This window comes from Actinokineospora sp. HUAS TT18, from assembly GCF_051364635.1.
In the GTDB taxonomy this organism is placed as follows: Bacteria; Actinomycetota; Actinomycetes; order Mycobacteriales; family Pseudonocardiaceae; genus Actinokineospora.
Genome location: NZ_CP195645.1, coordinates 1,280,297 through 1,292,827, shown reverse-complemented (window position 1 = coordinate 1,292,827; position 12,531 = coordinate 1,280,297). Strand labels below are relative to the sequence as shown.

8 protein-coding genes are annotated in these 12,531 nt (G+C 70.3%); 2 read left to right on the top strand and 6 right to left on the bottom strand.

Annotation, left to right across the window (positions count from 1 at the left end):
- Nucleotides 1-76: 76 nt before the first annotated feature.
- From ACSHT8_RS05845 to ACSHT8_RS05825, 5 genes are read right to left on the bottom strand one after another with little or no spacing between them, the layout of a single operon-like run.
- Nucleotides 77-1,492: a protein adenylyltransferase SelO gene (locus ACSHT8_RS05845; protein WP_436498444.1), complete on the bottom strand. Its 1,416-nt coding sequence runs from the start codon at nt 1,490-1,492 to the stop codon at nt 77-79.
- Between the two features lie 36 nt (nt 1,493-1,528).
- Nucleotides 1,529-2,164, bottom strand: a complete 636-nt coding sequence (locus ACSHT8_RS05840) for an NUDIX domain-containing protein (protein WP_436498442.1) — start codon at nt 2,162-2,164, stop codon at nt 1,529-1,531.
- 19 nt (nt 2,165-2,183) lie between these two features.
- Nucleotides 2,184-3,413 (bottom strand): adenylosuccinate synthetase, encoded by a 1,230-nt coding sequence (locus ACSHT8_RS05835; RefSeq protein WP_436498440.1) that lies wholly within the window; start codon nt 3,411-3,413, stop codon nt 2,184-2,186.
- Nucleotides 3,413-4,393, bottom strand: coding sequence for a hypothetical protein (locus tag ACSHT8_RS05830; protein WP_436498438.1), 981 nt, complete (start codon nt 4,391-4,393; stop codon nt 3,413-3,415). Before ACSHT8_RS05830 ends, ACSHT8_RS05835 begins: the two co-directional genes overlap by 1 nt.
- A gap of 1 nt (nt 4,394) precedes the next feature.
- On the bottom strand, nt 4,395-5,396 hold the full coding sequence (locus ACSHT8_RS05825; protein WP_436498436.1) for an adenylate cyclase: 1,002 nt from the start codon (nt 5,394-5,396) through the stop codon (nt 4,395-4,397).
- A 698-nt stretch (nt 5,397-6,094) separates the two neighbouring features.
- Here ACSHT8_RS05825 and ACSHT8_RS05820 point away from each other — a divergent pair.
- Together ACSHT8_RS05820 and ACSHT8_RS05815 are read left to right on the top strand one after the other, a co-directional pair.
- On the top strand, nt 6,095-7,420 hold the full coding sequence (locus ACSHT8_RS05820; protein WP_436498434.1) for an MFS transporter: 1,326 nt from the start codon (nt 6,095-6,097) through the stop codon (nt 7,418-7,420).
- Between the two features lie 108 nt (nt 7,421-7,528).
- Entirely contained in the window at nt 7,529-8,965 is a 1,437-nt protein-coding gene (locus tag ACSHT8_RS05815) for an LVIVD repeat-containing protein (RefSeq protein ID WP_436498432.1), read from the top strand.
- Between the two features lie 266 nt (nt 8,966-9,231).
- Here ACSHT8_RS05815 and ACSHT8_RS05810 read toward each other — a convergent pair whose 3' ends face one another.
- A complete protein-coding gene (locus ACSHT8_RS05810) occupies nt 9,232-12,387 on the bottom strand; it encodes a M14 family zinc carboxypeptidase (RefSeq protein ID WP_436498430.1) in 3,156 nt (1,051 codons plus the stop codon).
- Nucleotides 12,388-12,531 lie beyond the last annotated feature (144 nt).

Genomic DNA, 12,531 nt, shown 5'->3' with positions numbered 1-12,531 from the left:
TTGTCTGTCGGCGCCCGCCGACAGCGGGCGCGACGAGAACGGCCGACTCGGCACGAAGATCGGCCCGGATGGCGGCTCAGGTACCGCAGAACGTCTGGTAGGCGCCCGAGCCCGCAGGTGCGGGCTCGGCGAGTTCGGCCCGGTCCGCGGTCTCGGCGAACGGGTCGGTCACCGCGTCGAGCAGCCGCGTCAGCGGGGTGCTGTCGCCGTCGACGGCGGCGAGCGCCTGTTCGACGAGGTGGTTGCGCGGCACGTAGGCCGGGTTGACCAGCCGCATCGCGTCGGTGTCCGGCGAAAGCGCCCGCCACCGCGCGAGCCAGCCGTCGATCGCGGCGAGGTCGAGCACCAGGTCACGGGCGGCGCCGGTGGCGAGGCGGCGGTGGAACGAGGTGTGGTCGACGTGGTTGTCGCGCAGGATCGTGTGCAGGTCCTCGACCAGCGTGCCCGCGTCGATGCCCTGGGGCAGGCCGAGTTTCGCGTGCGTGCCCGCGGTGACCGCGTTCTCGTACAGGTCGGGGAACGCGCCGAGCGCGTCGACGGCTAGCGCGATCGCCCGGTCCTGGTCGTCGGCGAACAGCGGCAGCAGGGACTCGGCGAGCCGGGCGAGGTTCCATCCGGTGATGCCCGGCTGGTTGCCGTAGGCGTAGCGACCGCCGTGGTCGATCGAGCTGAACACGGTGGCCGGGTCGTATGCCTCCATGAACGCGCACGGCCCATAGTCGATGGTCTCGCCGGAGATCGTGACGTTGTCGGTGTTCATCACGCCGTGCACGAACCCGACCAGCATCCACCGCGCCACCAGCGACGACTGAGCGGCGACGACCGCGTCGAACAGCGCCAGGTACGGGTTCTCGGCGTCAGCGGCGGCCGGGTGGTGCCGGGCGATCGCGTGGTCGGCGAGGCGACGCAGCAAGTCGATGTCGTCGGTGGCCCGCGCGTACTGGAAGCTGCCGACCCGCAGGTGGCTGCTGGCGACCCTGGCGAGCACCGCGCCGGGCAGCACCGTCTCGCGACGGATCTCCCGCCCGGTCGCCACGACGGCGAGCGACCGCGTCGTGGGGATGCCCAGGGCGTGCATGGCCTCGCTGACGACGTACTCGCGGAGCATCGGCCCGACCGCCGCGAACCCGTCCCCGCCCCGGGAGAACGGCGTGCGGCCGGACCCCTTGAGGTGCAGGTCGCGGGGCAGGCCGTCGGCGTGGACCAGTTCACCGAGCAGCAGCGCGCGCCCGTCGCCGAGCCGGGGGGAGTAGCTGCCGAACTGGTGGCCCGCGTAGGCCTGAGCGACCGGCTTCGCCCCCTCCGGGACGTGACGGCCGACGAGGAACCGCACCCCGTCCGGGCTCCGCAGCCAGTCCGGGTCCAGCCCCAGGTCGACGGCGAGCGGGTCGTTGAGCACGAGCAGCCGGGGCGACGGCGCGTCGTCGGCCGCCCAGGGGATCGCCATCTCGGGAACGGCGTCGGCGAACCGGGTGCTCAGGGGGATGCTCACGCTCGCCACGGTACGTGGCGACCTGTGGAACCGACTTCACGGGCTCCAGCGCCACACCAGGGGCGGTCTGCCGCCCTTGGGCTGCGCGGCGGCGTGCTGCGCGGTGCGTTCCAGGCCAGGCACCCGTTCCATTGTGCGGCTGAGGTTGGCCGGATAGGGACGGTCGCCGGTGAGGGACTCGGTCACGTCCAGTGCCTGTGCGGTGGTGAACTCGCCGCCCAGCAGTCCCGCGGTGAACGCCGGGTCGCGCCACAGCCGGTCGGCGAGCATCGGGCGGCAGTCGCGGACGATGCGGTCGTGGTCGAAGGCCAGTGGCGGCACATCGTCCAGCGGAGCCCACGTCGCGCGGTCGCCGTCCATTCGGCTCACGTCGAAGGTGCACCACAACGCGATCGACAAAGTCGGACCGCGCGGGTCTCGCGACGGCTCGTCGAACGTCGTCAGCTGGCCCGTCGCCGAGACGGCCGCCGAGGGCACCCCGAGCTTGCCGGTCACCGCACGCCGGGCCGCGTCGCGCAGCCGCTCGCCCTTGCCCAGGAGTACACCGGGCAGCGCCATCTCGCCCGCGAACGGGTCGAACGCGCGGGGGGCGACCCCGAGCAGCACCGCCCGCGCCCCCGGGTCGAAGCGCAACGCCAGCACGTCCACCGACACGGGAGTTGACTCGATCACGGCCCGATTCTCCCGCATCTCACTGGTGGACCGGTGCCCGCACCGCGTAGTCGGCGCGGTCGGGCCCCGCGCCCGTCACGACCACCGGCACGCCCAACTGCTCCTGGAGCCACGCCACCGGGTCCGGCATGTCGACCAACTCCGGGGTGCGCTCGGCGAGGAACTCGGTGAGCCCGGATTCCGGAAGCGGCGCGTCGTACGAGGTGGCCACGGAGAGCCCGTCGACGTCCAGGTGTGTCACCGCCAGGGCGTCCACGCCACCGCACGCGGCCACCGCGTAGCGCAACAGCACGGCGTCGAGGTGCCCCGCGCGCCACGCTCCCTGGTACTCGCCCGCGCCATTGTGCCGCTCCGGGTACCGGGCCAGCACGCTCCGGTCCTCGGTCGGGAACGGCCCCGCGCCATGGCGGGTCTGATATGTCCTCGTCACGCCGATCACCGTGGCCTCGCGGCCCCCGAGCAGGTCGAGGGCGTTGTCCGGGGTCACCGTCGACCAGGTGGTGTGCGGGTGGAAGCCGCGCCACTGGTCGAGCAGCACGCCCTGGGCGCCCTCGAACACCAGACTGCCCCGATCGGCGAGCCTGCCGACCTCGTCGCCGGTCGTGACGCGGACCGCGCCCGCGAAGTCCCGATACAGCGCCACCAGCTCGTCGACCGACGTGCCCGCCCCGATCAGCGGCTCGTAGAAGCGGGCCAGCGCGTCGAGCTTCCCCCGCAGCACCGACGGGCGCGCGCAGTCGCCCACCACAGGCGGCGGACCGGGGACGCCGAGCACCCGCTGGCTCTCCACCACATCCCCGGGGCGAGCCCCCGCCAGCAGCGAATACCAGACCGTCTCGCCGATCCCCTTGCCGCACGAGCCGTGCCGGGCGCGGCCGCGGGCGTCCTCCCGCGCCCGGTTCGCTGCCACGTGGATCGGTGTGGTGAGCAGGGCGTCGGCGTCGATCGACAGCAGCCGCAGCGGGTCGGCGACATCCAGCGCCGCCAGTTCCTCCGACTCGTGGGCCAAGGCGATCGGCTCGACCAGGACGTGCCGGGAGAGGTGGGTCGGCACGCCGGAGAGCGTGCCGGACCCGAACTGGCTGAACGTGTGGTGGCGGTCCCCGACGACCACGTTGTGCGCGGCTTGGGCGCCACCGTTGAACCGCACCACCGACACCACCGGGCGTTCGTGGCACAGCGCGTCGACCACCGCTCCCTTGCCCTCGTCGCCGAACCCGAGCCCGACGACGACGATGTGCCCGGCCATCAGCTCAACGTCACGTCGTCGGGGCCGTCGAGCAGCGGCGGCGTGGGCGACGCGGCCACCGCGCCGCCGCCCGTGTGGACGAGTGCCTTGCCGACCGAGACGCTCTCCGCCGCGGACCCGATCTCGGCCAGGTCCACCATCGCCTGGTCCAGGTCGACGACCCGCTCCTCCATGCCGATGGTGGCGGCGATCAGTTCGCACACCGCGCCGGGATCGTCCAGCTTGAGGAAGTTCTGGCCGAGCAGGCCGCGCCAGTGGTCGGCGATCTCCGGGTCGTCGTAGTACGACGACTGCTTGGGCAGCACGAAGTACACATGCCACTTGCGTTCGAGTTCCCGGTACACCGACGCCGGGTCGATGTCCTGCCGCACGTCGTCGCCGATGATCCGGCGGATGTGCTTCGCCTCCAGCCGCGGCTTGTTCAGCTCGTCGCCGATCAGGAACAGGTAGCCCTTGCGCCCACGCTTCTGCCACGCGTCGGTCACCACGTGCCTGGCCACGAAGTAGGCCGCGAGCTCGTAGGACTCGCTCTTCTGCCCGCCGCCGTTGCCCTCCAGAAAGATGGTTCGCAGCTGCTCGTCCATCCGGTTGTCCGACTCGAACTGCCCGACCTGCAGCGGCACCCGGTCACTGTCGGCGTCGCCGATGCCACCGAACATCAACTGCGGATCGGCCAGGTAGCCCTTGCGCTGCAACAGGCCGTGCAGCTTGCCCAGCTTGCGCTGCATGATCTGCGGCACCGTGCCCATCGAGCCGGTGACGTCGAACAGCACCGCGATCGGGGTGGAGTCGGCGTGGTCGGCCGAGTCGCGGCACTCGCGCGCCACCACACCCTTCGGGTCGAGCGCGGGGTCGGCCGTCCACTCGCCCCTGGGCCGCGACCGCAGCGTGGCGGTGTAGCCGAAGTCGTCTACTCCCTTGGCGGCGCGGAAGGTCCGGGCCGCCGCGTAGGCGTTGTCGTCCCATTTGCCGTGTCCCATGTCAGGCTCCTGTCCTGGGTAGCGCGAACGGCCGGAAGGTCCGTTCGCCATAGAGTTCTTCGAGCAGTTCGTCGTACTCGGTGAGCAGGTCGACGGCGTCGGGCCGTCTCGCGGGGTTGTCCTGCGTGCACCCGAGCGCGAATGTGCGTTGCCGGTGTTCGTTGTCCGCCAACAGGTCCAGCATCAGCGTATGTGCCATGTGGACGTCCGTGGCAGAGGTGACCGGGTGCCCGTCGCGAACCTCCGGCGGGTAGCAGATGGTCTTGTCCGTCGCCAGCAGCCGCTCGCCCTCGGTGACGGCGAACGTCCAGCCCGCGAGCACGATCCCGTGCCGCTCGGGGTGTACCAGCACGTTCTCCGCGACAATCGCGCCGTGCACCAAACCGATCCGGTGCGCGCCCGCGACCGCCCGCAGCAGCCTGCGGTGCATCCACGCGTAATCGCGTCCGTCCAGCCCGCCGGGGAACGCGCGGCGCACGTCCGCCAGCGTCACGAACCCGTCGAGCAACGCCTCCAGCACGGTGAAAGCGCGCTCGCCACGACCCACGTCGCCGGACTCGTCGACCAGCCGCGGGTAGTAGGGCCGCAGCCACGGGTGCTGGTCGGTGAGCCTGCCGAGTCGGCGCAACGCGTCCCACTCGGCGTGCAGCAGCGGGTTGAGCGCCGCGGCGCGGACGACCTTGACCACCTGCGGCCCGTCGGTCCGATACACGTTGGCGACACTGCCCACCGCGTGCCGACCGGCGATCGGATAGGCGGAGCGCGCGGTACGCATGACCACCTGGTCCGAGTGCGGCCACATGCGATGGAACTGGCTCACCTTCGCCGACGCCGCGTGCGCCCTCGAGTCGTCCGCGCCCACTCGGTCCGGATGCAACACCAGCGCCAAGGCTCGGACCAGCCGGTGCGCCTCCTTCGTTCGAGCCGCGTCGAACGGTCCGAACAAGTCGGCGGGCGAACGGGCCCCCTCGACCCGTTCGAGCGCTTCCTCCCTGGTGAACATAGTTTGAGTCTAATAGACTCAAACCCGTCGATGGGGAGAAGTCTGTGTGGCCTGCGCCACATCTCACGGCCTTCGTTTCAGCGACTCCAGCCCACGGCGCGCGCCAGGTCTGGCTGCCCTGCTCTCGGCGTTCACCGCACGGTGCCGCGGGATCTGGTGCGCGTCCGCTGTCCATGATCGTGTCGGAGTCGGGCGACGAGTACCGGCGGCCCTGCTGTCGCACGGCTACCCGACCATCGGCGGCTACCCCACGCCCGAGTGGCCGCCCGAGGCAACCCTGGACTTAAGGGCCGATATGGCATCGCCGCCCAAAGCACTGTCCACTTCGACCCCGGGGTGTCGTTCCTCCAGGGAACTGCACCACCTACGCCGCGACCTTGTTCAAGCAGCACCTGACCCGGTTCGGCGGCTTCGCCGTGCTGCCGATGCCCGAGGTGGCCGCGCTCTGCTCGGAGTTGGTGTCCGCCGGGCGGCCCCAGTACCTCGGTTACACATCCTCGGCGGTCCGACGGCACTACCAGTCGAGCTGCGGCCATGCCCCCCGGCAACGTCCACTGGTGGGCTCCAGTCGCAACCGGGCGGGATGCTCGTGGCCGTCGACGCCAGGCAGCGTGTCCATCGTATTGTCCGCCACGGCGTCGCCGCGGCCGTTCTGAAACTCGGACGTGTCTGTCGGTCCGTTGGTGTACACCAGTGCGGTGTCCGATACGACCGCAACTCGACTGCCCAGGGTGCTCGCGCCCTTCCGCGTGCCCGCCTACCGCAAGCTGGCACTGGCCATGGTGCTGTCCACGTTCGCCACCGGCGTGTGGACCGTCGCGATGGTCTGGGAGGTCATCCGCATCGGCGGCGGGCCGAGTCAGCTGTCGGTGGTGGCGACCGCGTCGGCGGTCGGTCTGCTGCTGCCCGCGCTGCTGGGCGGGGTCGTGGCCGACCGGGTGCCGCAGAAGCTGATCCTGCTGGCGGTGGCCGTGGTCGACGCGGCGGGCCTGGCGCTGGTCGCGCTGCTGTCACTGACCGGGATGACCTCGCTGTGGCATCTGGTGGTCGTCGCGTTCGCCACCGGTGCGGGCAAGGCGTTCTACTACCCGGCGTACTCGGCCTGGCTGCCCGCGCTGGTGCCGGAGGACGACCTGATGGCGGTCAACGGCTTCGAAGGCATGGTCCGGCCCACCGTGGGCCAAGCGGTCGGACCGGCGGTCGCGGGCGCGGTGGTCGCCGCGGTCAACCCGGGCACGGCCGTGCTCATCGCCGCGGCGGCCAGCACGGTCGGCGCGCTCGCGCTGACTCTGGCGCCGCGCACCGCGGTGCGCCGCGAGTTCGGACCCGACCACGGCGGGCTGACCATCCTGCGGGACATGCGCGAGGGCTTCGCCTACATGGTGCGCACCCCGTGGCTGCTGGCGACGCTGCTGTTCGCCAGCCTCATGATCATGGTCATGATGGGCCCGCTGGAGGTGCTCGTCCCGTTCGTCATCAAGGACCGGCTCGCGGGCGGACCCGGCGACCACGCCTGGGTGCTCACCGCCTACGGCGTGGGCGGGGCGCTCGGCTCGCTGGCGATGGCCTCGCTGCGGATGCCCCGCCGGTATCTGACCTGGATGAACCTGATGTGGGGCGTCGGCTGCCTGCCGCTGGTGGTGATCGGCGTGGCCACCCATATCGGCCTGGTCGTGGCCATGGGGTTCGTCCTTGGCGTGCTGTTCTCCGCGCCCATGGTCATCTGGGGGACGCTGCTGCAGCGGCGGGTGCCGCCGCACCTGCTGGGCCGGGTGTCGAGCCTGGACTTCTTCGTCTCGCTGAGCCTGATGCCGGTGTCGATGGCCGTGGCGGGCCCGGTCTCCACCACGATCGGCCTGACCTCGACGTTCGTCATCGCGGGCGTGGTGCCGGGGGTGGTCGCGCTGATCGCGATCATCTGGGCCAAGCTGCCCAAGGACGAGCTCGAAAACCCGTTGGACGCGCCCGCCGCCGAGTCGGTGCTCGCCGCACCCGCGAGCACCAGGCTGGACACGGCCGAATAGTGCAGCAGGCTCGGCCGTTCGGGCACGCATCGCCGAAATTATGGCGCAAATCGGCTGCACGGCGGAAGAATTCTCGCTTCACGCAACTTTCAGACGAAAGGACATGGCGTGGGAGTGAGTATCCCTGCGCGGCTCGCCGCGATCACCTCAGCGTTCTTCCTGCTCGGCGCGCCCGTCGCCGTGGCCGATCCGGAGCCGGACGACTCGCCCGCCGCGGTGCAGGCGGACCCCGACCTCGGGCAGACCAACTTCGTCACCAGCGACAACGTCCGCCAGGTGGCCAACGTCCCGCACACCGCCCCGCTGACGCAGAACGGCGGGCGGGGCAGCGACCTCGCCTTCACCGGCGACTACGCCATCGGCGGCAACTACGCGGGCTTCACGATCTACAACATCAAGCACCCGCACAAGCCCTACGTGGTCAGCCAGGTGCTGTGCCCGGGGTCGCAGGGTGACGTCACCGTGCACGGCGATCTGCTGTTCTACTCAGTCGACTCGAGGCGCAGCGACGACAGTTGTTCGTCGGTGGCCCAGAACGACGGCACCAAGCCGTACTGGGAGGGCATCCGGATCTTCGACATCAGCGACAAGGCGAACCCGCGCTACGTCAAGTCCGTCGAGTCCGACTGCGGTTCGCACACCCACACGCTGGTGCCCGACAAGGAAGGTGTGAACGCCTACCTCTACATCTCCTCCTATGGGCCCAGCCCGTCGATCGCGCGGTGCAAGCCGCCGCACGACAAGATCTCCATCGTCAAGGTGCCGCTGGCCGACCCGGCCGCCGCGGCGGTCGTGGCCACCCCGGTGCTGTTCGGCGACGGCGGCAACCCGGGCAAGCCAGGCACCGTCGACACCGGCTACGTCACCGCGACCAGCGGCTGCCACGACATCACCGCGTTCCCGGACAAGGACATCGCCGCGGGCGCGTGCATGGGTGACGGCGTGCTGTTCGACATCACCGACCGGGCGAACCCGAAGGTGATCACCCGGGTCCAGGACGACACGAACTTCGCGTTCTGGCACTCGGCGACGTTCAACAACGACGCCACCAAGGTCGTCTTCACCGACGAGCTCGGCGGCGGCGGCGCGGCCACCTGCAAGCCCACCATCGCCAAGACCCGCGGCGCGGACGGGATCTATGATCTGGTCGGCCAGGGCTCAGCGGCCGGCCTGCGGTTCCGCTCGTACTTCAAGATCCCACGCGATGACACCGAGATCTGCGTGGCGCACAACGGATCCGTGGTGCCCGCCAAGGGCCGCGACATCATGGTGCAGTCCTGGTACAAGGGCGGAGTGTCCATCTGGGACTTCACCGACTCCGCGAACCCGACGGAGATCGGATACTTCAACCCGCTGCCAGAGCGCAAGGGACCGTCGGGCACGTGGTCGGCGTACTGGTACAACGGCTACATCTACTCGATGGACGGCCAGCAGGGCCTCGACGTCCTGGAGGTGCTCGACCCGCGTACGAACCAGGCGAAGTCGGTGCACCAGGACGTGTTCAACGCCCAGACCCAGTACTCGCTGAGACAGGGCCAGAACTAGCACGCCGGTGAACCCGGTCCCGTGGCTTCGCCATGAAGTCGCGGACCGGGTGTCGAGATCTTCGGCAGCGTCACCTACGGCCCCATCTGGGGCGCGTACCTGCCGATCATCAAGAAGTACGCGCACGTCGGTCCGCGTACTCAGGAGAACTGGTCGCGGCGCCGCGCAGGCGCCAGCGAGGTCCACAAAGGACGGGCTGGCTACCCGACCGATAGAGCGAAGTGCGCCGCGGGCCCGTCAATCCGGACGGGCCCGCGGCGCGGCCATCACCGCAGCAGATAGGCGATGATGCGGTCCATCACCGCGGCGCGCGTCGCCGTGCCGCTCACACCCTCGAAGCCGAAGCCCAGGTAGAGCGTGTCCGGGGTCGCCACCGCGGCGCCCTCCTTGATGCCGAAGCCCGCGCGGCGGGTCCAGTCGTTGACGTTGGCGCCCTCGATGCCGCCCGGGTCCTGCGGCGCACCCGTGACGACCCAGCCGTCGAGGCCCGACTCGAACGATGTCGTCCCCTCACCGGTGGACACCTCGATGTCATCGATGAACACGCCGGGGAACTGTTGGGCGCCCCAGTCGCTGAGGACGGTGATCGACACCTCGACCTGGCTGCCCGCGTAGGGGGTCAGGTCGATCTCCCACTGCTGCCAGCCCGACGAGCTGCCGTTGGCGGCGTTCCACTCGCCCGTGCTCCCGGTGTTGGAGCACGTTCCGTCGGCGTTGAACGTCTGGTAGTGCGTCAGGAACGGGTGCAGGACGTTGGCGGCGTCGGCGGGGTTGCTCCAGCCGCCCGGGCAGGACTGGTCACTGGACAGGTCGTCGCTGGTGTGGCCGTTGCTGTCGGGCAGTGTCGTCCAGTTGTCCTGGCCGACGGTGTGTGCCTCCACGATCAGGTAGTCGAAGTCCAGTTCCAGGTTGTAGCTGGTCCAGAACGACAGCGAAGCGCCTTCGGCGGGGACGCTGATCGTGCGCGCCAGCCGCTTGTAGGCCTCGTCCGCGCGGTCCGACCACATGAACTGGGCGCCGGAGTGGGGGTCGAACGGACCGGCCAGGCCGCTCAGGTACTCCGCCGCGGGCCAGCTCGCCAGGTGCGGGAAGCTGCCCGCCGGGTCGGTCACCTGCAGGAAGTCCTGCGTGGCGATGAACGACGAGTCGCTCGCCTGATTCTGGGCGCTGTCGGCCCCGTTGCGGTCCAGCGTGAGCCCGGCGAGCGGGTCGTCGATCCCGGCGATCGGGAACGGGTCCCCGGTGTCCGGGTCGAGGCCACCGCCGGGTGAGGTGATTGCCGCGCCGAAGAAGTACTCGATCGGGTCGCCTTGCGAGTCACCAGAGCCGGACAGTGCCAGACAGCGCCCGCTGATCGCCGGGTTGGCCGAGCACTGAAGGTTCTCGAACGGGTCGTAGAGCTGCGTACCGAGACCGGTCGTGTACTGCTGGCCCGCCCGCTGCCCGGTGTAGGCCACCCGGCCGCCCTCGTTGACGAAGTCGCGGACCTCCAGAATCTCCTGCATCGCCAGCCGCGACGCGTTGCCAGGGCCCCAACCGAATTCGCGGGTGACCACGTCGTCGCCGGTGTACCAGACCACAGCGTCGTAATGGCTGAGCACGCCAAGGTTGTCCGGTGCCCTGCGGCCCTCCGCGTCGACGTCGTACACGTCGAACTGGACGCCGTTGGCCGTCAGCGCGTCGGTGTAGAACGACAGGTACTGCGGCGCCGTCACGCCCGGCTTGACCGGCGACGCGCCGGTGTAGTCCTCGGCCGCGAGCACCAGCACCCGCTTGCCAGTGTCGGACTTGACCGAGTAGGTGAACGAGTCGCTGGTGGCACCGCCGCCGCTGAACCACACCTTGACGCCTGCGCCCGGCGGCGTTCCGGTGATCGTGCCGCTGACGACGTGGTAGTGCGCGCCGTTGCCCGGCCCGTACCGTTCGCCACCGGTCCACTCAGCCGTCTGCCTGGTCTGCACGGCGCCGCCGTCGACCTGGTAGTGGAGGCTGACCGCGCCGAGCGCCCGCTTGGCGAGCACCCTGACTTCCTGCGGGTCCCCGTAGGAAGTGCTGAAGGTGAAGTCGAACAGCGACTGCTGGCCGTTCTGCGGGTCGATGACGTCCTGGTCGAGGTAGAAGGGCGCTGGGGTGATCCCGACCGGGGACACCGGGTCGTCCGCGTCAGCCGCCGAGCGCGCCATGGCCAGGTGGAACGGCAGGATGCGCTGGAACTCGGCCTGGATGAGGCCCTCGTCGTCGGGGAACACGAAGCCCGCGCCCGGCACGCCCTCACCCAGTTCCGGGGTGAACGCGACAGTGCCCGCCGTGGTGTCGGCGTAGTCAGTGGTCTCGCCGTTGGTGACGTACAGCGTGTCCGCGGACTGCCCGGGGTTGAAGCCCGGGATCGCCGGGTTGGCGTCGGTGCCGCCGAGCGCGACGTAGAGGGGGTTGTCCGCGTCGGGCGTGCCGACCTGCCAGCCCTGCGGGTACAGCAGCCACTGGCCGAAGGAGTGCAGGTTCGACTGGAACTTGGGCTTGATCCGGGTGATCAGCCCGGCCATGGCCTTGGTCTCCGGCTCGGAGCCCGCGCTGGGCCCGCGGTAGGTCTCGTCGGCGGGGTTCGGCGACGATCCCTCGTTGTCGTGGCCCCAGTGCTCGTTGAAGTTGCGGTTGGGGTCGACGCCGTCGCCGATGGCGATCTGGCCGTCGCCGTTGTTGTCGCGCAGGTTCTTCCGCCACAGCCGCTCGTGGTCGAAGGTGTACTGGTAGCCGTCGGGGTTGGCGACCACGACGAACCACAGCTCGACCGTCTTCAGCAGGTCCTTGATCTGCTTGTCGCCCGCCTGGTACGCGTTGACCACGTGGCGCAGGGTGCGGCGGTTGACCTCACCGCTGATCCACTCCCGGGCGTGCTGCAGCGAGGAGTACAGCACCGCGGGCCGGGCCCCGTCCCGCAGACCGGGCGCGCCCTGGGTGACTTTGAGCGCCAGGATGTCGCGTCGCTGGTGCGTCTCGCCCAGCTTGACGAGCTTGACGAACTGGGGGTGGCGCCGCGCGATGTCGCGCAGCTCGTCCTCGATGCCGCCCGCCTCGTCCCAGGACCGCCACACGTCGAACCCGGCGGCGGCCTGAGCCGCGGCCTGCTCGCTGACGGTGCGCCCTTTCGCGTCCCGTTTGAGGGTGACCGCCAGCCCCGCCGCGGCCAACTTGTCCGCCTGCGCCGGGGTCAGCACCGCGTCGGCGCGCACCCCGGCCGACGTGGTCCGGGTGCCCGCGAGCTCCAGGCCGGGTACGACTTCATCGATCTTGTCCGTCGTGCCTTCGACCGTATACATGTCCAGGTCAGGACGTGCGGGTGCGGCGGCGACAGCCGGAACGGGGATGGTCAGGACCAGTGCGAGCGCGGCCAGAACGACAGTCGCGCGCTGTCGTGAGCGCATGCGAGCCTCCGTCGAGTCCCCCGACGAGCGGCGTCCTCCCCTATGGGAGTCGCCACCACCGACCGACGCGTTTCATCCGCGGGCAGGCGATCGGCTCGCGGCGACGGTGCGCCCACATTGGACGCGACCGACCACATTTCGTAA

Bases quoted from the DNA above. Each gene is read 5' to 3' on its own strand.
- ACSHT8_RS05835 (WP_436498440.1), bottom strand. From the start codon at position 3,413: ATGGCCGGGCACATCGTCGTCGTCGGGCTCGGGTTCGGCGACGAGGGC.
- ACSHT8_RS05830 (WP_436498438.1), bottom strand. From the start codon at position 4,393: ATGGGACACGGCAAATGGGACGACAACGCCTACGCGGCGGCCCGGACC.
- ACSHT8_RS05825 (WP_436498436.1), bottom strand. From the start codon at position 5,396: ATGTTCACCAGGGAGGAAGCGCTCGAACGGGTCGAGGGGGCCCGTTCG.
- ACSHT8_RS05810 (WP_436498430.1), bottom strand. From the start codon at position 12,387: ATGCGCTCACGACAGCGCGCGACTGTCGTTCTGGCCGCGCTCGCACTG.